This is a genomic window from Cupriavidus sp. HMR-1, from assembly GCF_000319775.1.
Taxonomy (GTDB): Bacteria; Pseudomonadota; Gammaproteobacteria; order Burkholderiales; family Burkholderiaceae; genus Cupriavidus; species Cupriavidus metallidurans.
The window spans coordinates 37,080-59,928 of the sequence record NZ_ANKP01000220.1; the positions used below are offsets into that span (position 1 = coordinate 37,080).

Consider the following 22,849-nt stretch of genomic DNA (forward strand, 5'->3'; position numbering starts at 1 on the left):
CTGGCGGGCATTTGTCCGCCCAGGCGGGCTTCCGCGATGGAGACAAAGTCGAAGGTATGAAGAAGGGTTTCTACACGATCATGGCCGCGCAGTTTTTTTCGTCGCTGGCCGACAATGCGCTGCTCATTGCTGCCATTGCCCTTCTCACCGAATTGCATTCCCCGCAGTGGATGACCCCGCTGCTCAAGCTGTTCTTCGTGCTGTCCTATGTGGTGCTGGCTGCCTTTGTGGGCGCCTTCGCGGACTCGATGCCCAAGGGCAAGGTCATGGCGATCACCAACACGATCAAGATAGTCGGCTGCGCCATCATGATGTTCGGGCTGCACCCGCTGCTGGCCTACGGGATCGTCGGGTTCGGGGCTGCGGCCTATTCGCCGGCCAAGTACGGCATCCTGACCGAGCTGCTGCCCCCCGAGAAACTGGTCATGGCGAACGGGTGGATCGAAGGCCTCACCGTGGGCTCGATCATCCTGGGCACCGTAGTGGGCGGCGCGCTGATCTCGGTTCACGTCTCCACCATCCTGCTGCACTTCGACATGCCGTACGTCGACACCGGCATCAATACGCCGGCCGAAGCGGCGATGGTGGTGATCATGTTCTTCTACGTGATCGCGTCGATCTTCAACCTGTTCATTCCGGACACCGGTGCCCGCTATCCCCAGCAGGAAAAGAACCCGGTCAAGCTGATCGCGGAGTTCGGCGACTGCTTTATCGCGCTCTGGCGCGACAAGCTCGGCCAGATCTCGCTGGCGGTCACCACCCTGTTCTGGGGCGTGGGCGCCACGCTGCAGTTCATCGTGCTCAAGTGGGCGGAAAAGTCACTCGGCCTGAACCTGTCGCAGGGCGCGCTGCTGCAAGCCGTAGTGGCCGTGGGCGTGGCCGTGGGAGCCATCATGGCTGCGGCAAGGATTCCGCTGCGCAAGTCGCTGTCCGTGCTGCCGTTCGGCGTGGCCATGGGCGTGACGGTGATGATCATGGCGTTCTACACCAAGGACACCATTCCGGAGGTGACGCTGGACCTGTTCGGCCTGCACATGCCGCTGTACATGGCCATCGCCTACGTCTTCCTGATGATCGTCGGCGCGATGTCCGGCTATTTCGTGGTGCCGATGAACGCACTGCTCCAGCACCGCGGCCACGTGCTGCTTTCGGCGGGTCACTCGATCGCGGTGCAGAACTTCAATGAGAATGTGTCGGTGCTGCTGATGCTGTGCCTGTACGCGCTGCTGATCAAATTGAATGTACCGATCGGGTTCGTGATCGTGGCGCTGGGCCTGTTCATCTGCGCGACCATGCTGCTGGTCATGCGCCTGCACAAGCACAATGTGAAGATCTACAACTCGCTGGCGATGATCGGCGAGGACAAGCACCACTGACCCAGGCGGGGCCCGCAGCCCTGCTGGCGGGGACCACCGCCCCGCCCCGGTCAATCCCTGCGCGCCCGTTCGATGGCGCGCGCTTCCCAGCCGCGCGGCACGACGAAGCCGCGCGAACGCTCCACCCAGATGCCGGGCTGATCGGTCCCGGCGGGCTCCATTTCACAAACCATGACAGGCGCATCGCGCCGCCAGCCGTGGTCCGGATGCGCGTCGCCAAATCGTTCCGCCAGCACCGCATGAAGCACTTCCGCTGATTCGGTTTCAGCCTCCGGCACACGCGCGCCAGACAACCAGTCGGCACGCTGCAGCCGGCACCAGCGCGCCGCGCCACTCCCCTGACCTGCCCGCACCGACGCACGGTCCATCCAGACATCCAGCGTGGACCACCAGCCACGCTGGTGGTCGGGGGCGATACCCAGCACATCCAGCCCCGGCGGCGTCACCCCGTCCCGATAGAATAGCCAGCCCAGCAGGTAGACCTCACTCCGGTCGATCGCATGGCCGAGCGCGGCCTTCGCCTCTGCGGTGCGGCCCAGCGGCAATTGCCGGCGCACGATATGGTCAAGCTTGTCGCCCAGCCGATCCACGAGATTCGGGCCGACAAATGCACGAAGGTCGAGCCGTCGGTCCTCGATGCCATCGACCATCAAATAGAACTTGGCCGCCATTTCCCAATGCACGGTTTCCATGACGACGGGATCGCGCCAGACGACATCGAGTTCGCCGAGCGTCTGCACGCCATGCCCATTGGCACGGCGGATGGGCACGTTGGCGGCCAGCAGTTCGATGCCCGGCGCATGGTCCAAGGCGAAGTGCAGCAACCGCTCGGCATGGCGGCCCAGCCGGAGGCTGCGGCCGTCGTTGGCATCGGCGTGGTGACTCAGTTCTGTGATGGTCTCGGGGAGCGTGGACGGATCGGCCTGGGCCAGCCAATCCTGCCATGCGGCGCGCACATCGGCTGGCCATTGCGCTACGCGCACAACATCGGCCCCATCTGGCAACCGGGAAAGCAGCGGCGGCGACAAGGAACTCCACGCCAGGTCGCGGGTACGTTGCGAGGGCGCGCGCCGCCAGAGCGGCGTCTGCCCGTCGGCGCCGGTCATTGCCGGCCCGCCCGGGGGGATGCCCTGCGCCAGATCAGGCTTGAGCTCCCGCACGATCGTGTACCTCGCGGGCCAGGCAAAGATCTTCCCAGGCGCGTGCCTTGTCGGTCAGCGTGCGCAGCAGATAGGCCGGGTGATAAGTCACCACCACCGGGATGCCTTCGTAGCTATGCACCGCGCCGCGCAGCTTGCCGATCGGCGTGGTGGAGCGCAGCAGCGACTGCGCCGCGAAGCGGCCCAGAACCACGATCACCTTCGGCTTGATCAGCGCGATCTGGCGCTTCAGATACGGTTCGCATTGCGCCACTTCGCCCGGCTCGGGATTGCGGTTGCCGGGCGGACGGCATTTGAGCACGTTGGCGATATAAACGTTGCGGCCACGCGCCAAACCGAGGGCCCCCAGCATGTTGTCGAGCAGCTTGCCAGCCTGGCCGACGAACGGCTCGCCTTGCAGGTCCTCGTTCTCGCCAGGCGCCTCGCCGACGAGCATCCATTCGGCCTGCTGATCACCGACACCAAACACGGTGTTCGTGCGCGTCGAGCACAAGCCACAGGCCGTGCATCCGGCCACGCTGTCGGCCAGCACCGGCCAGTCCATCGCGGCGATCGACGCTTCCCGCCCATCCTGCGCCGGCGCCAGTGCGATCGGCACCGGCACTTCCACGACATGGGCTGGGCCAGGGGTATCGAAGGCTTCGATCGTTTCCGCGACCTCCGCCTCGTTGACCGCGTGCGCGATATCCGGTGCCGCGGAAGTTTCGCCCATGTCAGCGACTTCAGCGACTGCGGCAACGTCGACGACGTCCGCCAGCCCCGGCGCAACGTCCGAAGGCACCGCAACCTGCGCGGGCTTCGCCGACGGGCGCTCGGCAACGGCGACCGTTTCAGCTATTTCGGCGACTTCGGCCTGGGCAAGTTCAGCGGCTTCGGGCGCCCTGCGGGGCACCCATTCGGCCGGAATGCCAAGCACCTCGAGGAACATGGTCCGACGGTTCATACCGTACCCTCCTCGGTCGACAAAACCGCCGGCGGGTCCGCCGACCAGTCGCGACGCAGTACCAGCGCGTCCTCGCGCCCGAGCGCCGTGGCCGGGTAATAGCCCTTGCGGCGGCCGATTTCCACGAACCCGGCCTCCATGTACAGCGCCAGCGCGCCGGTATTCGACGGGCGAACCTCTAGCAGCATGGTATGAAGCTGGTGAGCGTGCGTGGTAGCCAGCGCGATGCCCAGCAGCAACCGGCCATAGCCATGCCGCTGGAACACCGGATCGATGGTGATGTTGAGCAGGTGCATCTCGTCGACCACCGGCATCAGCATGACGTAGCCAATCAGCGCCGTCGACGGATCGCGCAAGGTCAGCCCGAGATGACCGGCCTTGAGCGAATTCTCAAAGTTACCGCGTGTCCAGGGATGGCTAAAGGCCCGTTGTTCGATTTCAGCCACCGCCTCCACGTCCAGCGCGCTCATCCGATCCAGCGCCCAGCCCGCGGGCAGCGCCGGCATGGTCGGGGTCTCCGGCCAGATGGGCTGATCGGGAATCGGCGCGATGGCGACGCTCACGCTGCATCTCCAACTTTTGCCGCGGCGGCCTTGGCGGCGGCAACCGCCTCGCGCTCGGCGATGGTCTGGGCGACCTTGTCGCGTATGTAGAACGGCATGGCATCCGCGGCGTCGATGGTCTCGCCGCGCGCCAGCGCGCGCAGGCCGATCGTTACCATGGCGCGTGCGTCAGGCATGGCCTCCGGCACCACGCGCCCTGCCTGGGCCGCGACGGCCAGCCGCTCGCCGAACACCTGCGCCGCGTTGCCCGCGATCCAGAAATCGCCGTCGGGCCGCGCCACGGCCTCTGGCGCGACAACCTGCATGTCGCCGTCCATGCGCCATTCGTTGGCAGCATCTTCCCAGCGGAACGCGGCGGCATAGGCTTCGTCCATGCGCGCATCCAGCGCGACCAGCACCGCCGTGCCGGCGGGCAACAACGGGGTGCCCGCACGCGCACTTTCCGCGCAGGCCATCAGCACATTGACCGGAATGACCGGCAGCCCGGCGCCAAACGCCAGGCCTTGCGCGACACCGCAGGCCGTGCGCAGGCCCGTGAACGAACCGGGGCCGGCGCCAAAGGCGATGGCAGCGCAATCGGCCAGGCGGATACCGGCCTCGGCCAGCACTTCGCCTACGGCCGGCAGCACGCGCGACGACGATCGCGCGCCGGTATGCTCATGACGGGAGAAACACTCGATGGCGCCGTCTGCTCCGGCGCGTCCGAGTGCGACGGAACACCACTCAGTGGAGGTTTCGACAGCAAGAATCCAGGACATGGCGCGATTGTATCCGTTGCCGGGCCAAAGCTGTAAGGCGCCGACGCACGGCGGCGGCCTTGCGAACAGCATCGCTTCGGCCATGCGCCAACCGGCGCAACCGAGCGGTTCCTCGGTTTTTTTGCGCTGAAACAGCCGACGTCGCCGCTTATCATCGCAGACTGTACTGATCCACCGCCTTACCGGAGATATTCATGAGCGACCTGCAGACCCGTTTCGACCAGGCCCAGATCGACGTCAAGACGCTGAGCGAGCGTCCCAACAACATGACGCTGCTGCGTCTGTACGCGTTGTACAAGCAAGGCGCCGAAGGCGACGCCCACGGCGACAAGCCAGGCATGACCGACTTCGTGGGCCGCTACAAGTTCGAGGCCTGGGAAGCCCTCAAGGGCACCGGCCGCGAGGAAGCGATGCAGAAGTACATCGAACTCGTGACTGACCTGCTCGAAGGCAAGGCCAGCTGATCAATCAGCCGGCACTGGCCGCGGGCGGATGCGCCAGGCGGCCAGGATCGCTGTGGCAATCACCACGCCCACGGCCAGGAAAGTCTCGTCGAAAGCCTGGATGCGCGCGGCTTGCGCCGCCACGTCACCGCCCTTGCCGAGCACGGCGCCGTGTTCGGCAAGGCGCCATTGCAGCCCCACACCAGCCAGACTCACACCGATCGCCCCGCCCAGTTGCCGCACGAAATTGATGCAGCTCGAGCCCTGCGCAATCATCGAGAAATCCACCCCGCGCATCGAGCCCATCGTCAGCGAGGGCAGGACGCAGCCCAGTCCGATCCGGCCGATCACTGCATATAACACCAGCAGCAGGTATGGCGTAGCCGTCGACCCGGTGGCCATGAGCAGAAACGACCCCGCCAGCAACGCCAGCCCGAACGACACCTGCCGGTGCGGCGGGACCCGGCTGGTCAGGCGCCCGGCCACGGCAATCGTCACCGCCAGCGCAACGCCAGCTGGCATCAGCACGATGCCCGCGGCCGACGGCGTATAGGACAGCGCCATCTGCATGTAGACCGGCAGCAGGTACGTGGAGCCGAACAGCCCCGCCCCGTAAATGAACGCCACGATGGCGCCGGCCGAGAACTGCCGGTAGCTGTATAGCCGCATGTTCATCAGCGGATACGGCGCGCGCAGTTGCCAGAACACGAATCCGGCAAGCATCACCACGCCCAGGGCGACCAGTCCAATCCCCGAATGCACGTCGCCGCGCATCTCCACCAGCCCGTTGAGCAGGCTGACAGTGGCCACGCCGACCAGCATCAGGCCGCGCCAGTCCAGCGGCTTGCGCTCACCCATCATCGCGGAGTCCACCGCCATGAAGCGACGCGCCATCGCCAGGGCGATCAGCGTCAGCGGCACCACCACGAAGAAAATCGAGCGCCAGCCGAATGTCTCGACGAGAAAGCCGCCCACGCTGGGCCCGACGGCTGGCGCCAGCACCACACCGAAGCCGAACAGCGACAGGGCCTTGCCCTGCTCGCGTTCGTCGAACACGCGCAGGATGAAGATATTGGGCAGCGGCTGCATGATGCCCGCCGCGACGCCTTCGGCCACACGCATCGCAAGCATCACACCGAAGGTTGGCGCGACGCCACCTATCAGGCCACCCACACCAAGCAGCGCGAGCGCGCCGATGAAGGTCCTGCGCAGGCCATATCGGTTCAGCAGCCAAGGCGTGAGCAGCATCGACAGCGTCATGGCGATCATGAAGCTGGCCGCCACCCATTGGGCGCGCTCCTGGCCGAGCAGAAAATGCCGGCTCAGGTCCGGAATGGCGACGTTGACGATGGTCGACGACACGATGGAGGACACCGTGCCAAGCATCAGCGTCAACAGGATCAGCCAGCGCAGGCGATCGCCATAGCGCGCCCGCAACTGCGCGCGCGTGGGCCCACCGCGGCGCGACCCTCCGCCACCACCGCCGTGGTTGCCGCCTCCGGATTCCCCGCTGCCAGTACCTGCCGGCGCGGTGGATTCGCGCTTCACCCGAGCTGCCCCGTGGCGGCAATCTCGCGGATCTTGCGCACGGTGTCGAGGTCGGCCTCGTGGTAGGCGGATTTGACAATCTCGGCGTAGCGGTCATCGCCGCTTGCGTCGACGCTCGGCATCGTGGTCTCGTAAATGAAACGTGCCAGCAACGCGCCCGGCCCCGGGGTCTCGATGATCATGGTCAGCGTGCCGCCCGCATGCTCGGCTGTGGCTGCCGATTCGTACCGCACGGCGCGGCGCGGCTCGAATACGACCCGGTCGCGTATGTTGGCCTGACCGAAATGCAGCACGCGCTCGATCCAGCCATCCCCCCGTTCCACGACCTCGGCCCGGTCCAGCCCGAGCACGAACAACTCTGGCGACTCCGCGCGCAACACCAGTCCCTGCCAGAGTTGGTCCGCGGTCAGCGGCTCCAGCGTGGGGTTGGCCGGGTCATTGATCTCCACCAGGTGCTCGAAACGCAACTTGACTCTCCTAATCGTGAATGTCCGTATTATGAGGCCTCTCGCGTGCCAACGTCGGTGGCTTTTGACCCGGATCGGGTCGATCGCGGGTGGGCATTCGCGCATCACTCCTGACAGCTTTTGTCAGGAGCCTGGGCGCACAATGCTCGCCCGGTACCGGCATGGAGTCAGGAGCCGTCAGGAGCGGCAGCCGACATGACCCCGGCACCGGAAACATCGCCCAGAAGGCGCTCAGGAGGCAGGCATGGAGTTGTTGATCAACATCGACGTCGATGACCTCGAACGCGGCATCGGCTTCTATGAGACAGGACTGGGGATGCGGCTTGCCCGCACCCTCTTCGACGGCACGGTGGCGGAAATGCACGGCGCCTGCGCGCCGGTCTTTCTGCTGGCAAAACCGCCCGGCACATTCGCCACCACGCGGAGCGACAGCCGGCGCGACTACGCCCGCCACTGGACGCCGGTGCATCTGGATTTCGTGGTCGAATCGCTGGAACCGGCGATCGAGCGCGCGCTCGGCGCGGGAGCGGAACTGGAAGACTGGCCGCGCGATTTCGACTGGGGCCGGCAGGCCATGCTGTCCGACCCATTCGGACACGGACTCTGCTTCATCGAGTGGAAAGGCGATGGCTATGGCGCCAACGCGGAGCGCTGAGCGGGCGCTGGCCATGGCCACGCCCCCACCGCGACGCTCTTATCCAGTCACGGCGGGAAAAAAAAATCCCACGGCTCATCACCGTGGGATTTTTTTCAGGCTGGCGCCCGGACTCAGACTTCTTCGTACAGCGGCAGCGTCAGGAATTCGGCAAAGTCTTCCGAAGTCGACATCTGCTCGAAGATCTGCGCGGCACGGTCGTACGTGGCGCCTGCGCCCACCACTTCGCGGACCTTGGCCAGCTCTTCCGGAATCAGCGCGCGCACCATCTCGGCGGTCACCTTGCGGCCGTCTTCCAGCTTGCCCTTCGGCGAGCGGATCCACTGCCACACCTGCGAACGCGAGATCTCGGCGGTGGCGGCGTCTTCCATCAGGTTGTGGATCGGCACGCAGCCATTGCCAGCCAGCCAGGCGCCCAGGTAGTGGATGCCGACGTTGATGTTCATGCGCAGGCCGGCTTCGGTGATCGGCGCTTCCGGCTGGAAGTTCAGCAGGTCAGCACCCTTCACGTCGACGTCCGGACGTTGCTTGTCGAACTGGTTCGGGCGGTCGCCCAGCACGTCCACGAATTCCTTCATTGCCGGCTCGACCAGACCCGGGTGGGCCACCCAGCCGCCGTCGTAGCCATCGGTGGCGTCACGGCGCTTGTCGCCGATGATGCCCTGCATGGCGATGGCGTTCTTCTCCGGATCGTTCTTGATCGGGATCAGCGCGCTCATACCGCCGATCGCAGGCGCGCCGCGCTTGTGGCAGGTCTTCAGCAGCAGCAGCGCGTAGGCGCGCATGAACGGCGAGGTCATCGTCACCTTGGCGCGGTCGGCCAGGCAGAAGTTCTTGTCGACCTTGAACTTCTTGATGCACGAGAAGATGTAGTCCCAACGGCCAGCGTTCAGGCCGGCGCTGTGCTCGCGCAGTTCGTACAGGATTTCTTCCATCTCGAACGCGGCCAGGATCGTCTCGATCAGCACCGTGGCCTTGACCGTGCCTTGCGGCAGACCGATTTCGTTCTGCGCCATCACGAAGATGTCGTTCCACAGACGCGCTTCCAGATGGCTTTCCATCTTCGGCAGATAGAAGAACGGGCCGGCGCCGCGGGCAATCTGCTCCTTGGCGTTGTGGAACAGGAACAGCGCGAAGTCGAAGATGCCGCCCGAGACGCGCTTGCCGTCGATCGTGACGTGCTTCTCGTCCAGGTGCCAGCCGCGCGGACGCACCTGCAGCGTGGCGATCTTGTCGTTGAGCTTGTAGTGCTTGCCGTTGCTGTCCAGCGTCAGCGTGCGGCGCACGGCGGCCTTCAGGTTCACCTGACCCTGCATCTGGTTGTGCCAGTTCGGGGTGTTGGAGTCCTCGAAGTCAGTCATGTAGCTGTCAGCGCCCGAATTGAAGGCGTTGATCACCATCTTGGCTTCGACCGGGCCGGTGATTTCCACGCGGCGGCATTCCAGCGCCTTCGGCACCGGCGCAACCTTCCAGTCACCTTCGCGGATGCTCTTGGTTTCCGGCAGGAAGTCGGGCAGTTCGCCGGCGTCGAGGCGCTTGGTGCGCGCCACGCGGGCGGCCAGCAGTTCCTGACGGCGCGCCTCGAAGGCGCGGTGCAGCTTGTCGACCAGGGCCAGGGCTTCCGGCGTCAGGATGTCTTCATAAGCCGGCAGAATCTCGCCGGTAATCTTCATGCCCGCGGGCAGCGTGATAGCCATCAGTCATCTCCTGTAGGTGCGATGGTGTGTTAAGGGTTGGCCTGGCTCGTCAGAGCGCAACGCCAGTGGCAGCAACCAGTGGCGAAACGAAAGCAAGCAGGTCGTTCATGTCGTGCCCGGTACCGGTGGGCGCCACGTCGAGGCGCTCCGCCGGATGACCGGCACGATTGATCCAGAAAGTGGTGTAGCCAAACCAGGTGGCGCCACAGGCATCCCAGCAGTTGGACGAGACAAAAAGGATCTCGCCAGCAGGCAGGTTGAACGCTTGCGGCCCCAGCGCGTACGCGGCCGGCGAAGTCTTGTACTGGCGCACCGGATCGACAGACAGCACGTGGTCGAACAGCCCGTGCATCCCCGCGCTCTTCACGGCGATGTCGAGCATCTCCGGATTGCCGTTGGACAGGATGCCGAGCGGCAAATTCGCCCGGCGTAGCCGCTTGAGCGCGCCAAGGTTCTCCGGAAACGCCGACAGGCACGCGTATTCCTTCAGCAGTTGCGCTTCCGCCGCTTCGTCGAGCGGCAGTCCGAGCCGTTCGGCCGCATAGCGCAGCGCATCGATCGTGATGTCCCAGAACGGCTTGTAGCGCGAACCGTCCGGCGCGGCGAGCGAACGCAGCCGCGAGTAGTCGATCTGCCGCTCGCGCCACAGCAGGGCCAGCGTCTCGCCCTTGCCCGGGAACAGTTGCTCCGCGCGCGCCGTGACAGAATACACGTCGAACAGCGTGCCGTAAGCATCGAAAACCACCGCGCGAATCTTGCTCATCTAACGACCGGATCGACTGAATGGACCTGTACACGATTGAATGCATCGAATTGTAGTGAGACGTTGCAGTGCGGCAAAGCCAAGGCTGGTCACTTGATCTTTTACTTTTGCACCACTAATCTTGCCCAACTTGACCTCGACTTATGTATCAACCGGCGAACATCCGTGGCTCAATTCAAGCAGTTGGAGACATTTGTATCGGTCGCATCACGTGGCAGCCTGTCTGCCGCCGCGGCTGCGGAGGGCGTTGCGCCCGCGATCATCGGGCGCCGCATCGATGCGCTCGAAGAACGGCTCGGCGTGAAGTTGCTGGTACGCACCACGCGCAAGATCACCCTGACGTTTGAAGGCTCGGCGTTCCTGGAGGATTGCCAGCGCATCCTCAATGACCTTCACAATGCCGAGGCCAGCGTCTCCGCCGGCGGCGTCAAGGCCAGCGGCCACCTGCGCATCACCGCGCCTGCCGGCTTCGGCCGCAAGCACGTGGCACCGCTGGTCCCCTTGTTCATCGAATCCCATCCTGACGTCACACTCACACTTGATCTCTCCGACCGCGTTGTCGATCTGGTCAACGAAGGCTTCGACTGCGCGATCCGGCTTGGCGACCTGCCCGATTCGAGCCTGGTCTCCATCCGGCTGGCGGAAAACCGCCGCGTCGTCGTCGCCTCCCCCGAATACCTGGCGCGCGCCGGCACGCCGACACAGCCCGAGGAACTCGCACGTCACAATTGCCTGGCCTTCGGCGCCAGCGCCAACGTTCAGCGCGGCTGGGTCTTCCAGCAGGACGGCCGGGCCACCACCGTCAAGGTAGGCGGCAACATGGAATGTACCGACGGCGCCGTGCTCCACGAGTGGTGCCTCGGCGGCTACGGACTCGCCTGGCGCTCCTGGTGGGAAGTCGGCCAGGAAATCGCCAGCGGCCGACTCGTGACCGTGCTCGACGAATTCCAGGCGCCGCCGATCGGCATCCACGCCGTCTTTCCGCAACGCAAGCACCTGCCGCTGCGCGTCCGCCTGTTTATCGACCACCTCAAGAACACCTACGGCAACCCCGCCTATTGGCGCCGCGCCGAAATGGCGCAACCCAGCACCAACGCCGGCGTCGATATCACCGCACCTGCCTAGCTGCCTAGATCGATGGCTACCGCCTGCGCCGCTGTCACGATGCGTCTAGTGCTTTCCCTCACGCATTGATATTTCGCAATGGCGCACAGCGCACTCTGACTACAATCAAGTCAGACAGGCGCTGCACGGCCTGGTCCCCCATCGACTCACAAAAGGAGGTCCGGTATGTTCAAGCACATTCTGCTGCCCACCGACGGCTCGGAGCTGTCCAAGAAAGCCATCGACGGCGGTCTTGAACTGGCCAAGGCTATCGGCGCCCGCGTGACCGCCTACGTCTGTCTAGAGGAATATCCGTACACACCCTTCAGCGAGATCGTGGTCGAGGCTCCGCAAGCGTTCAAGGAACGCATCGAGAACCAGGCCAGGCTCTACCTGAAGGAAATCGAGAACGCCGCCGTGGCGGACGGCTTGCCGTTCGATGCCGACATGACCACCTTCGCGGTGCCCTATCTCGGCATCATTGACGCGGCGGAACGCCATGGCTGCGATGTCATCTTCATGGCATCCCACGGCCGGCGCGGCCTGTCGGGCCTGCTGCTCGGCAGCGAAACGCAGAAGGTGCTGACCCACACTGACATCCCGGTGATTGTCTATCGATGACACGACCCCCGATGTTGCAGTTCGCCGCAATAACACGCCAAAAAATCAGCATAGTACGATTCTAATTGTGCGCGATCCCGCCAAGAATGCGTCATTCGACTCATTCTTGGCTAGATCATGGCACACCATGTCCCGGAACTCTCCTTTAGCTGGGGACTCTCCTTTGCGCGCCGGACGTTCTGTATCTGCATCAGCACGCTGCTGATAGCCTGCGGCGGCGGCGATACGGACCCCGTCACGACGGCCACCCCCGCTGCCCCATCCGGCACAGGGGATGCTCCCAATCCCGCACCCGCTCCCCAGCCCGAGCCCGAGCCAGTGCCAGTGCCAGTGCCAGTGCCAGTGCCAGTGCCAGTGCCAGTGCCAGTGCCAGTGCCAGTGCCAGAGCCAGAGCCAGAGCCAGAGCCAGAGCCAAAGCCGGTGCCGCCCACTCGCGAACCTGACCCGGAGCCCCCGGGCGAGTATGCGCCCCCCTACGCGGCGCTCAAGGTCCAGGCGCGCGAGTACGCGCGGGCGCTATGGAAGGCGTCCGAGACGCTGGACCCGAAGGGCCGTGCTCTGCCTTCCAACCGTGCATGCCTGAACACCCGTGGCGTGGCATCGGCCTATCCGTGGATCTTCACCGGCAACATCGGCCAGCACATCCAGAACCTCACGGCGGCACGGGATCTCGGCTTCATTCCGCCCGACGAGGCCGAGCAGCGCGTTGCCCGCCTGCTGACCACCATCGCCACACTCCAGCAGAAAGCCGGGCGAAAAGGCGCCATCGGCGGCTTGCTGCTCGGCACGACGGACAGCAACACCGCCGAGCCGAACGGCGATGTCGGGTCGATCGAGAACGCGTGGCTGGCCGTCAGCCTTGCCCTGGCCAAACAGGCGTACCCCGCGCTCGCCGGGCAAGCACAGGCCATACTCGGCCAGATGCGGTTTGACACGATGGTGAACCCCGCCAACCAGCGATACTTCATTTCGTACAACCCCAAGACCCAGGCGCACCAGGGCGGCACGTACGGGCTGCTGGGCGAAACGCGGCTGCTGGCCTACGCCGGCATCGCGCTCGGGCAGGTGCCGCGCAGCCAGTACTTCCACATCGGCCGGGTGCCGCCCGGGGCCGCCGGAAAGATCGACGAATCGAAATACCGCACCTACGAAGGCGTGCGCGTCTATGAAGACACGTGGCAGTACGGCGGACTACGCTTCATGCCAACCAACGGCGGTTCCGTATTCGAGACCTTTACGGTGCCGGTCCTGATATCCGAGGCCAAATGGGGCGTCAACAACTGGGGCCGTTCGCACCCCAACTTGGCCAAGGCACACATCCAGTACGGCAAGGACAATTTCGATGGCTACTGGGGCTTCTCGCCCGCCACCATCCCATCCACCAACGGGTACACGGAGTTCGGCGCGCCGCCGTTGTCGGTGGGCGGCTACCGCCCAGACGGGAACCGTGAATCCACACGCGCCGGGCCTGTTGTGTCGATCTATTCCGTGCTGCTGCTGATCGAAGAGCAACCGGAGGCCACCATGGCCAACATGGAACGGCTGCTCAAGAACTTCCCGACGCTGAATCATCCGGTCTACGGCATGATGGACAGCGTCGCCGTGCAAGACGGCACGGTCGCCAAATGTATCCTGCATGCCAATACCGCATGGGCGCTCGGCGCCGTGACCAACTTCCTGACCGATGGCAAGCTGCGCGGCTATGTGGATAAGGAGTGGGGCCACGCGCTCCAGCCGCTGCTTGAACTCGAAGAGTTCTACTTCCCGGCGAACACGTAAGCCGGCCAGCCCGCACCAAAAACAACGCCACGCCGTCCCCTACCGGACGACGCGGCGTTGCGTACTGCAACTTCAGGTTTCTACTACCTCAAACCCAGGTCAGGCCACCTTCTTTTCGAAGAACTGTTCGTCTTCGGTGGATCCCTTGAGCGCAGTCGTCGATGACTGGCCGCCTTCGATGGTCTGCGTCACGGCGTCGAAGTAACCCGTACCCACTTCACGCTGGTGCTTCACAGCGGTAAAGCCCTTCTCTGCGGCGGCGAATTCCGCTTCCTGCAACTCCACGAATGCCGACATCTGGTTGCGGGCGTAGCCGTGGGCCAGGTTGAACATCGAGTAGTTCAGCGAATGGAAGCCTGCCAACGTGATGAACTGGAACTTGTAACCCATCGCGCCGAGTTCCTTCTGGAACTTGGCGATCGTTGCGTCGTCGAGGTTCTTCTTCCAGTTGAACGACGGCGAGCAGTTATAGGCCAGCAGCTTGCCCGGGAATTTCGCGTGCACGGCTTGCGCGAAACGCTTGGCAAACTCGAGGTCCGGCTTGCCGGTTTCGCACCAGACCAGGTCAGCCACCTCGGCGTAGGCCAGGGCACGGGCGATCGACTGCTCGATGCCGGGCTTCGAGCGGAAGAAACCTTCCACCGTACGCTCGCCGGTCAGGAACGGCTGGTCGCGCTCGTCCACGTCGGAAGTCACAAGGTCAGCGGCTTCCGCGTCGGTCCGGGCGATCACCAGGGTCGGCACGCCCGAGACGTCGGCGGCCAGGCGTGCTGCGGTCAGCTTGGCGACGGCCTCGCGGGTCGGCACCAGCACCTTGCCACCCATGTGGCCGCACTTCTTCACCGAAGCGAGTTGGTCTTCGAAGTGAACGCCAGCGGCGCCCGCGTCGATCATCGACTTCATCAGTTCGAAAGCATTCAGCACGCCGCCAAAACCGGCTTCCGCGTCAGCCACGATCGGTGCGAAGTAATCGATGTCGCCCTTGCCTTCGCTCCACTGGATCTGGTCGGCACGCTGGAACGTGTTGTTGATGCGCTTCACGACCATCGGCACAGAGTTGGCCGGGTACAGCGACTGGTCGGGGTACATTTCGCCAGCCAGATTGGCGTCGCCAGCGACTTGCCAGCCCGACAGGTAGATGGCCTTCAGACCGGCCTTGACCTGCTGCATGGCCTGATTGCCCGTCAGCGCGCCAAGCGTGTTGACGAACGGCTCGGTGTTCAGCAGGTGCCAGAGTTTTTCCGCGCCGCGACGAGCCAGCGTGTGCTCGATCTGAACCGAGCCGCGCAGACGAACCACGTCTTCGGCGGTGAAGTTACGCTTCACGCCCTTCCAGCGCGGATTGGTGTCCCAATCCTTCTGCAGGGCTTCAATCTGTTGTTGGCGCGACGTCATGTTCACTCTCCTGATAACAACTAGGCGATTGGCGTTGGATTCCGTGACACCCACCGTACTCATCTGCCGAGCGACCCGGACGCCGTGCATTTCGCGTCTCAAGTCATGTGTCTTATATAAGAGTGTAGAAAAGACTCCCGCGTTGCAACAAGCGACTTATGTGGCGATCACCTCGTTTTTTATCTATTTACAAACAATGACTTAGATCAATCTTCCCACGATGCGGCAAGCAATCTTTCATCATGAGAAACCGTCTTGTGCCCCGCACGCTCGTATTTTTGCGAAACAAAACATCTTTCCGCATTATGAAATTTTGACAGCCTCCGACGTAACACGGGCGGATTGCAGTGCGGGGGACGCTGGCGCGCCCTGAAGATGGTCGACAAATTCGCAAACCATTGCCGCCATGAGTTGGGGGGCGGCAAGTGGAAACCAGTGGTGGGCATCCACGGGACGCCGCCACGCCTGAGCGGCCCAGCGTCCCACGCCTTCCGTCACGGCGGGGCGCACGTAGCGGTCGCGTGTCGGCACGATCACCTGTACCGGCGCGTGCGCGTGGCGGTTATGTGGATGACGCATTCGGTTTCTGAAGTTGGCGCGGTACAGGCGCAGGCCATGGACGCCATCGGCAGTCTGCGTGGGGTTGGCGGCGGTATGGAGCCCTTCCGTCCGGCGCAGCCAGAACGTCCAGTTGCGTCCCAGCCAGAGCTTCCAGTTCCACTCTGGCAAGCCGGGAATATGGAAGAACACGATGTACCACGATGCCAGCGCCTGGCGCAGTGTGGCGCCCCAGTGCCGAGGCGGCTCGCGCAACGCGCGGGCGGCGTGATCGAGGCAAGGCCCGGAACAGGAGGTGAACGAGGCGATGCGGCCGTAGAGACGCGGATCGGTCACGAACTCCCATCCCTGGATCGAACCCCAGTCGTGGCCCACCAGATGCACCGGTCGATCCGGCGACACCGCGTCGACGACAGCGATGAAGTCGTCGGCCAAGCGTTCGAGCCGGTAATCCGCCATGTCGGCCGGCACATCGGATGCCCCGGCGCCGCGCACATCGTAGGCCACCACACGGAAGCGGCCGGCCAGGGCTTGTGCCACGCCATGCCAGACATGGCTGTTGTCCGGATAGCCATGCACGAGCACGACCACCGGCTGGGCTGGATCGCCCCACGCCGTGGCAGCCAGCCTCACGGGGCCGGACTGCACGGCAAAGTGTGTCGGAGCGGGCGGAGAGAACTCAGGATGCGCGGAATCTGGAGGGGTCATGGCGTCCGTTGACAGTGAAGGATGTCATCGTCGGCCATGCTAACGCCGTCGCGCACCGGGCAACGGCGTTTGAAACGCGATTCGTGCGCCGTCAGGCAGCCGCCGCGTCCCGCGCGCGCCGATAGGCAACCCAGTCACCGCTATCGATGCGAGCCAGTCCGGCCACCGCGCTATCGGCAACCGGATACAGCAGGCAGTCGGCCGCCGCGCCGGCCAGCGCCACAGGTTGGGTTTCGCGCACGAACAAGGAGGCCTGCCCGGGGTAGACCTCTTCGATCTCGTCCAGCACCGGCAGCAGCGCATCGGGGATGTCGTAGATATCCCCGACCACCGGGCCGGCGGCCGCATCGAGCACCAGCCCGGGGTAGGTACCAAAATCGTAGAGCCGACCGGCAATCGTTCCGATACCCACCAGCGTGGGCGCCTCGATGCCGTGGCGCGTGGCGGCGCGATTCAGGTCATTGACCTCGCCGGCACGCAGCGTGCCATAGACAAACACTCGCGGCATGGCTCAGGCCCCGTCCAGCTTCTCGTCGGAAACCAGCACGCCGTCGGCGTCGGCATAGATCCAGTTGCCCGGCCGCACGACCGCACCCGGCATCTGCACGGTCACGTCTTCCTGACCGACATTGCGCTTCTGGCTTTTCTGCGGATGCACGCCCAGCGCGCGGATGCCGACGTCGCACACCTTGAGCTCTTCCGAATCCCGCACGCAGCCGTTCACGATGATCCCGGCCCAGCCATTCTTCTCGGCCAGCACGCCGAGCATCCCGCCAACCAGCGCGCAACGCATCGAACCGCCCCCATCCACTACCAGCACCCGCCCCGCCCCCGGCGTTTCCAGCGTGGCGCGCACCATCGAGTTGTCCTCGAACACTTTGAGCGTCGCGGCTGGCCCCGAAAAGGCCATGCGCTTGCCGAAATGGAGGAACCCTGGCGTCAGAACGCGCAGGGAGCCATCGGCCAGGCGGTCTTCATTGGCGTCGCAAATATCGGTGGTTACGGGCTTCATAACAGGCTTCATCTCTGACTCCTCTGGATGGGAACTGACGAGGCAGTCATCTTAGAGGAAATTGGAGACACTCGGCCGCGCTACATCTGCTTGAACAGATGGGCGTACTGCCTGGCGACCGCCAGCGATTCCGGGCGATTGCGCAGCTTGAGCGACAGGCGCCCAAGCGATTGCGTCGCCGCGCTGGCCACGCAGTCGATATTGACCACCGTGCCACGGTGGATCTGCCAGAAGCGGTCGGGGTCGAGCTGCTGCATCAACTCCCTCAGGCTCGTGCGGATCAGCGCCTCGCCGTTGCTGGACACCACGTTCACATACTTGTCGGTGGCTTCCAGATAGACCACTTCGTCCACCGGGATGATGCGCACCTCCTGCCCCACCAGCGCCTTGATGAATCGTAGATACTGGCCCCGTGCCTGCGCGGGTCTCTCCAGCATTTCCAGCCGCTGCAGCAATTGACCCAGCCGATCCGTGTCGACCATCGTGCCGATGTCGGTATCGGCATCGCCCTCTTCGTCTGCTTCGGTGCGGGCGGCCATGCGCGCTTTCAGGCGGCCCACGGTGGCTTCCAGCCGCTCATGCTGCACGGGCTTGAGCACGTAATCGACCGCGGCGCGCTCGAAGGCCTCTAGCGCGAACTGGTCATAAGCGGTGACGAACACCACCAGCGGTGGCCGGTCGAATTCGATCAGCTCGCGAGCCACGTCCATGCCACTCATCCCCGGCATCCGGATATCGAGGAAAGCCACATCGGGCTGCTGACCGCGCGTGGCCTCCAGCGCCGCCACGCCGTCATGCACCACGGCGACGATCTGGGCCTCTGGCCACAGCGCCTTCAGTTCGGATTCCAGCACGCGCGCGAGCAACGGTTCGTCGTCGGCGATCAGCAGCGTCGGAGACATGGGGATGGATGGTCAGGCTGTGCAATCAGGATCGGGAAACTGCCGGGGTCACACCGGCAGGCGCATGTTGCAGATCGGCGGCGCCCGCAGCGGCGCGAACCGGTACGGACATTGGTTCGAAGCCGCGCTGGAGCGGCAACGTCAGGCGCACCACCACGCCACGCGGCGTGTTCTCTTCCATTTGCATCGTGGCCGCCGCGCCAAAGATCCGCGCCAGGCGCTCGCGCACATGGGTCAGGCCAAGACCGGAACCTCCCTTGCTGCCCTTGCCGCCCTGGCTGAATCCCACACCGGTGTCGGCGATAACGACCTGCAGGCTGCCGTCCCCAGTCTCGCGCGCGGACAGCACGATCTTCCCGCCGCGCATGCACGGCTCGATACCGTGCGTGACCGCGTTCTCGACCAGCGGCTGCACCAGCATTGGCGGAATCTCGGCCTCGGCCAGCGCGGGCGGCAGGTCGATCTCGTAGTCGAGCCGCGCGCCGAATCGCATACCCTGGATATCGAGGTAGCTGCGCAGCAACTCGAACTCCTGCGCCAGCGTGCAATGCTCGGCGCGGGTGTGGGACAGCGACATGCGCAGGAAACCGATCAGCCGCTGCAGCAACTGGCGCGCCGCGCGAGGGTCGGTGGCGATCAGGCCGTCGAGATTGGCCAACGAGTTGAACAGGAAATGCGGCTCGATCTGTGCCTGCAGCGCCATCAACTGGGCACGCACAAGCTGCTTTTCGGCTTCCTCGCGCTGCAAGGCGTCGAGCGCTGCCTGCCGCTCCAGGTACGCCAGCTTCTCGCGTGACCAGTAGAAGTAGATCATGCTCGCCGACGCCAGCATCCCGACGATCAGGCACATGCGCAGCATGTCGCCGGTCTCCGCCGCGGACTTTTCCGGCAGGCCCAGCAACTCGCGCGTCGCCCAGCTACCCACCACCACGCCCAGCGGCACCGCCACCACGGCCAGGCACATGAACGGCCATCGACGCGGACGATCGTTCCACCAGATCAGGACGCGGGGGATATCAATCAGCACCCAGATCGAGAGACCGATCAGCTGGCTGTAGGCAAAATTCTGGAGCAGCGTTCCGGCGGTACGGAAGCCGTAGTTGAGGCTGACGGCGATCACCGTGTTCATGCAGAGCACGAACAGCAGGTCGCGCCAAAGAATATTGAGCCGCGACGGGCTCGCGCACGATAGGCGCATGTTCTCTCCCTCCTCTCGCTACAGGTACCGCGTGCAAATCTTTGATGCACTGCGGCATCGCGCAAGACCGGGCAAGAAGACGCCGCCGGGCCGCGATGGAGGCACTTTACGCCGGACCGGCCCGGGACGGAAGCGCTGTGCGACGAACCGGCAACAGATGGCGCGAAAGGTAGTGGAGCCCGACAGGCGAGTGGAAAGCGCCAAACATGGCGCTGGCCCCGGTGCCTGCCGGGGCCGCCAACTCAGGCAGCAGCGAGGGCCGGGCGGTGCGCGGATTCGGCCAGGGCCGTGGAGACCGTGTCGCGCGACAGGTGCGGCGCGAACATGTTGATGAACGCATGGGCGTAGCCGCGCAGATAGGCGCCCCGCCGGACAGCCACGCTGGTGACGTTCGGTTCGAACAGATGGTCGGCCGAGATCCGCACCAGCCCCTCGTCCTTGCGCGCGTCATAGGCCATCGACGCGACGATGCCCACGCCCAGTTCCAGTTCGGCATAGGTCTTGATGACGTCGGCGTCCATCGCCGTCAGCACGATCTCCGGCTGCAGTCCGGCCTCGGCGAACGCACCGTCGATCTTGCGACGGCCCGTGAAGCCCGCGTCGTAGGTAATGAGCGGAAAGTTGGCGATGTCCTCCAGCGTCGGCTCGGGCAGCCGCGTCAGCGGATGGTCGGGCGACACCACGATCACGTGCTGCCAGCTATAGGCCTCGAACGAAGTCAGACCGGCTTCGCTGGCCACGGCCTCGGTGGCGATGCCGATATCGGCCTGCCCGGTCAGCAGCAGTTCGACGATATGCGCTGGCGACGCTTCCTGCAGCGCCAGCGTCACATGCGGATACTCGCGCCGGAAGCTCTGCACCACCTTGGGCAGCGCGTAGCGCGCCTGCGTGTGGGTGGTGGCGACAGTCAGTCGGCCCGTATGGCGGCCGGCGAACTCGTCGCCCGCCTGGCGCAGGTTCTCCGCTTCGAGCAGCAGGCGCTCGACAATGCGGACGATCTCCCGGCCGGGCTCGGTCAGGCCGGTCAGCCGCTTGCCATAGCGTTCGAAGATCTCCACACCCAGCTCTTCCTCGAGTTCGCGAATCTGGCGGGACACACCGGGCTGCGACGTGTACAGCGCGTTGGCCACTTCGGTGAGGTTGAACTGGCGGCGCACCGCCTCGCGAATCGATCGCAGTTGCTGGAAATTCATCGTGCCGCTCCCTGTTCTTGTGTTGTCCGGCCCTGATTGAAGACACGCAACTGCCGCGGGCGTACCGCCAGCAGTTCGCCTTCCTTGAAACCATGATGACGGAAGCGCTCGAGCGGCAGCGCCACCTCGATCACATCCTGGTTGTCTTCGCGTTCGAGTTCGAGTTGGGCCACCGGGCCCAGCGTCAGCGCGCGACGCAGCGTCACCGCGATGCCGTCGGTGCCCGGCGCATAGCGTTCAAGGTCGAGATCATGCGGACGGACATAGGCCACCGCATCGCCCTCGGTCTCATGGCCGCTACCGACCACGGGCAGCACGGCCTCGCCAGTGTGCAGCAGGCCGCCGCTGTCGCCCACCTCCAGCCGGCCGTGAAACAGGTTCACGTTGCCGAGGAAGCCGAACACGAACGGCGTGGCCGGGTGGTTGTACACGGCCTCGGGCGTGCCGAACTGCTCCACGCTGCCACGGTTCATCAGCACCACCTGGTCGGCCACTTCAAGCGCCTCCTCCTGGTCATGCGTGACGAACACGCTGGTCACGTGCAGATCGTCGTGCAGGCGGCGCAGCCAGCGGCGCAGTTCCTTGCGCACCTTGGCGTCGAGCGCGCCGAACGGCTCGTCGAGCAGCAGCACGCGTGGTTCCACGGCCAATGCGCGAGCCAGTGCGATACGCTGGCGCTGCCCGCCCGACAACTGTGCGGGGAAGCGGTCTGCAAGCCAGTCGAGCTGCACGAGTTCGAGCAGCGACTTCACTTTCTCGCGGATCTTCGCCTCGGACGGACGCTCGCCGCGCGGCTTCACGCGCAGGCCGAAAGCCACGTTCTCGAATACGGTCATGTGCTTGAACAGCGCGTAGTGCTGGAACACGAAACCCACGTTGCGCTGGCGCACGTGCTGGGTCGAGGCATCCTGCCCCGCCAGCACCACCTGTCCCGCGTCGGCGCGTTCCAGGCCCGCGATGATTCGCAGCAGCGTGGTCTTGCCGCAGCCCGACGGCCCCAGCAGCGCCGTGAGTTCGCCTTCGGCGAAGTCCAGCGAGACGTCGTCGAGCGCGACAAAATCGCCAAAGCGCTTGTGTACGTTCCTGACCTGAATGCTCATGATGGCTGCCCTTCCAGTTGTTCCCGGCTGGCGCGGATTTCGACCAGCGTCTTGATACCGAGCGTGACCAGCGCCAGCAGCGTCAGCAGGGACGCCACCGCGAACGCGGCCGCGAAGTTGTATTCGTTGTAGAGAATCTCGACATGCAGCGGCATGGTGTTGGTCAGGCCGCGGATATGGCCCGATACCACCGATACGGCGCCGAACTCACCCATCGCCCGCGCATTGCAGAGAATCACGCCGTATAGCAGGCCCCAGCGGATGTTGGGCAGCGTCACGTGCCAGAACGTCTGCCAGCCGGAAGCGCCCAGCACGATGGCAGCCTCTTCCTCCTCGCTGCCCTGCGCCTGCATCAGCGGAATCAGCTCACGCGCCACGAACGGGAACGTCACGAAGATCGTCGCCAGCACGATCCCGGGCACGGCGAACATGATCTTGATGTCGTGCGCCTCCAGCCACGGTCCGAACCAACCCTGCGCGCCGAACATCAGCACGTAGATCAGGCCCGAGATCACAGGCGACACCGAGAACGGCAGGTCGATCAGCGTGATCAGCAGGTTCTTGCCGCGGAAGTCGAACTTGGCGATCGCCCACGCGGCGGCCACGCCGAACACCACGTTGAGCGGCACCGCGATTGCGGCGACCGTCAGCGTCAGCTTGATGGCCGACACGGCATCCGGCTCGGTCAATGCGGCCAGATAGGTATCGACGCCCTTGCGCAGCGCCTCATAGAACACCGACGCCAACGGGATAAACAGGAACAGCCCCAGGAACAGCACCGCGACCGTGATCAGCCCGTACCGCACCCAGCGCGATTCGCCAGTGGCGTCGTGCGGGAACTGCGCGGCCTGTACTTGGACACCTGAGGCACCTGGGCCACCCAGGCGGGAAATTGCACCAGCCATC

The 22,849-nt window shown here is 64.8% G+C and carries 23 protein-coding genes; 6 read left to right on the forward strand and 17 right to left on the reverse strand.

Translation table 11 applies throughout. The features are described 5' to 3' along the window. Positions 1-56: 56 nt before the first annotated feature. Positions 57-1,376 (forward strand): lysophospholipid transporter LplT, encoded by a 1,320-nt coding sequence (gene lplT, locus D769_RS20730; protein WP_008649105.1) that lies wholly within the window; start codon positions 57-59, stop codon positions 1,374-1,376. Between the two features lie 50 nt (positions 1,377-1,426). On the opposite strand, the gene D769_RS20735 is transcribed toward lplT, so the two are convergent. The 4 genes from D769_RS20735 to tsaB are packed head-to-tail and all read right to left on the reverse strand — an operon-like array spanning position 1,427 to position 4,800. Further along, a complete protein-coding gene (locus D769_RS20735) occupies positions 1,427-2,536 on the reverse strand; it encodes a DUF1853 family protein (protein WP_040011175.1) in 1,110 nt (369 codons plus the stop codon). Continuing rightward, the gene (locus tag D769_RS20740; protein ID WP_008649107.1) at positions 2,517-3,479 is read right to left on the reverse strand and encodes a uracil-DNA glycosylase; all 963 of its coding nucleotides are present in this window, start codon (positions 3,477-3,479) and stop codon (positions 2,517-2,519) included. Before D769_RS20740 ends, D769_RS20735 begins: the two co-directional genes overlap by 20 nt. Continuing rightward, positions 3,476-4,042 carry a ribosomal protein S18-alanine N-acetyltransferase gene (gene rimI, locus D769_RS20745; protein WP_008649108.1) on the reverse strand — a complete coding sequence of 189 codons (567 nt, stop codon included), beginning with the start codon at positions 4,040-4,042 and terminating at the stop codon, positions 3,476-3,478. Before rimI ends, D769_RS20740 begins: the two co-directional genes overlap by 4 nt. Continuing rightward, positions 4,039-4,800: a tRNA (adenosine(37)-N6)-threonylcarbamoyltransferase complex dimerization subunit type 1 TsaB gene (gene tsaB / locus D769_RS20750; RefSeq protein WP_040011177.1), complete on the reverse strand. Its 762-nt coding sequence runs from the start codon at positions 4,798-4,800 to the stop codon at positions 4,039-4,041. The genes rimI and tsaB overlap by 4 nt, the downstream gene beginning before the upstream one ends. 194 nt (positions 4,801-4,994) lie before the next feature. On the opposite strand from tsaB, the gene D769_RS20755 reads away from it, so the two are divergent. After that, positions 4,995-5,264 carry an acyl-CoA-binding protein gene (locus D769_RS20755; protein WP_008649110.1) on the forward strand — a complete coding sequence of 90 codons (270 nt, stop codon included), beginning with the start codon at positions 4,995-4,997 and terminating at the stop codon, positions 5,262-5,264. On the opposite strand, the gene D769_RS20760 is transcribed toward D769_RS20755, so the two are convergent. Both D769_RS20760 and D769_RS20765 read right to left on the reverse strand, forming a co-directional pair. Next, the gene (locus tag D769_RS20760) at positions 5,265-6,680 is read right to left on the reverse strand and encodes a DHA2 family efflux MFS transporter permease subunit (protein ID WP_234706966.1); all 1,416 of its coding nucleotides are present in this window, start codon (positions 6,678-6,680) and stop codon (positions 5,265-5,267) included. A 107-nt stretch (positions 6,681-6,787) separates the two neighbouring features. Continuing rightward, positions 6,788-7,258, reverse strand: a complete 471-nt coding sequence (locus tag D769_RS20765) for an SRPBCC family protein (RefSeq protein WP_008649112.1) — start codon at positions 7,256-7,258, stop codon at positions 6,788-6,790. A 244-nt stretch (positions 7,259-7,502) separates the two neighbouring features. Here D769_RS20765 and D769_RS20770 point away from each other — a divergent pair, with 244 nt between their 5' ends. Then, positions 7,503-7,913, forward strand: a complete 411-nt coding sequence (locus D769_RS20770) for a VOC family protein (protein WP_008649113.1) — start codon at positions 7,503-7,505, stop codon at positions 7,911-7,913. 113 nt (positions 7,914-8,026) lie between these two features. Here the strand turns inward: D769_RS20770 and aceB are convergent, their stop codons facing one another. Together aceB and D769_RS20780 are read right to left on the reverse strand one after the other, a co-directional pair. After that, a complete protein-coding gene (gene aceB, locus D769_RS20775; RefSeq protein ID WP_008649114.1) occupies positions 8,027-9,610 on the reverse strand; it encodes a malate synthase A in 1,584 nt (527 codons plus the stop codon). Between the two features lie 49 nt (positions 9,611-9,659). After that, complete coding sequence (locus D769_RS20780; RefSeq protein ID WP_008649115.1) at positions 9,660-10,373, reverse strand: haloacid dehalogenase type II; 714 nt, start codon at positions 10,371-10,373, stop codon at positions 9,660-9,662. A gap of 165 nt (positions 10,374-10,538) precedes the next feature. Between D769_RS20780 and D769_RS20785 the strand changes: the two genes are divergently transcribed. The 3 genes from D769_RS20785 to D769_RS20795 all read left to right on the forward strand — a co-directional run bounded on the left by D769_RS20785 (position 10,539) and on the right by D769_RS20795 (position 13,877). Then, entirely contained in the window at positions 10,539-11,498 is a 960-nt protein-coding gene (locus D769_RS20785; protein WP_008649116.1) for a substrate binding domain-containing protein, read from the forward strand. A gap of 165 nt (positions 11,499-11,663) precedes the next feature. Continuing rightward, the gene (locus D769_RS20790; protein ID WP_008649117.1) at positions 11,664-12,098 is read left to right on the forward strand and encodes a universal stress protein; all 435 of its coding nucleotides are present in this window, start codon (positions 11,664-11,666) and stop codon (positions 12,096-12,098) included. 117 nt (positions 12,099-12,215) lie between these two features. After that, entirely contained in the window at positions 12,216-13,877 is a 1,662-nt protein-coding gene (locus D769_RS20795; protein WP_040011176.1) for a DUF3131 domain-containing protein, read from the forward strand. A 99-nt stretch (positions 13,878-13,976) separates the two neighbouring features. Here the strand turns inward: D769_RS20795 and aceA are convergent, their stop codons facing one another. The 9 genes from aceA to cysW form a co-directional block, all read right to left on the reverse strand. Next, positions 13,977-15,272, reverse strand: coding sequence for an isocitrate lyase (aceA, locus tag D769_RS20800; RefSeq protein ID WP_008649123.1), 1,296 nt, complete (start codon positions 15,270-15,272; stop codon positions 13,977-13,979). 303 nt (positions 15,273-15,575) lie between these two features. Next, positions 15,576-16,538 (reverse strand): alpha/beta fold hydrolase, encoded by a 963-nt coding sequence (locus tag D769_RS20805; RefSeq protein ID WP_052018136.1) that lies wholly within the window; start codon positions 16,536-16,538, stop codon positions 15,576-15,578. A gap of 91 nt (positions 16,539-16,629) precedes the next feature. Continuing rightward, a complete protein-coding gene (locus tag D769_RS20810; protein WP_008649127.1) occupies positions 16,630-17,046 on the reverse strand; it encodes a gamma-glutamylcyclotransferase family protein in 417 nt (138 codons plus the stop codon). A 3-nt stretch (positions 17,047-17,049) separates the two neighbouring features. Continuing rightward, entirely contained in the window at positions 17,050-17,550 is a 501-nt protein-coding gene (gene rraA, locus D769_RS20815; RefSeq protein WP_008649129.1) for a ribonuclease E activity regulator RraA, read from the reverse strand. A gap of 80 nt (positions 17,551-17,630) precedes the next feature. Next, positions 17,631-18,452 carry a LytTR family DNA-binding domain-containing protein gene (locus tag D769_RS20820; protein ID WP_008649141.1) on the reverse strand — a complete coding sequence of 274 codons (822 nt, stop codon included), beginning with the start codon at positions 18,450-18,452 and terminating at the stop codon, positions 17,631-17,633. A gap of 25 nt (positions 18,453-18,477) precedes the next feature. Further along, positions 18,478-19,650 (reverse strand): sensor histidine kinase, encoded by a 1,173-nt coding sequence (locus D769_RS20825; RefSeq protein WP_008649150.1) that lies wholly within the window; start codon positions 19,648-19,650, stop codon positions 18,478-18,480. 242 nt (positions 19,651-19,892) lie between these two features. Continuing rightward, entirely contained in the window at positions 19,893-20,843 is a 951-nt protein-coding gene (locus D769_RS20830; RefSeq protein ID WP_008649152.1) for a CysB family HTH-type transcriptional regulator, read from the reverse strand. After that, positions 20,840-21,943, reverse strand: a complete 1,104-nt coding sequence (locus D769_RS20835; RefSeq protein ID WP_008649154.1) for a sulfate ABC transporter ATP-binding protein — start codon at positions 21,941-21,943, stop codon at positions 20,840-20,842. Before D769_RS20835 ends, D769_RS20830 begins: the two co-directional genes overlap by 4 nt. Then, the gene (cysW, locus tag D769_RS20840) at positions 21,940-22,848 is read right to left on the reverse strand and encodes a sulfate ABC transporter permease subunit CysW (protein WP_008649156.1); all 909 of its coding nucleotides are present in this window, start codon (positions 22,846-22,848) and stop codon (positions 21,940-21,942) included. The genes D769_RS20835 and cysW overlap by 4 nt, the downstream gene beginning before the upstream one ends. Position 22,849: the final 1 nt, after the last annotated feature.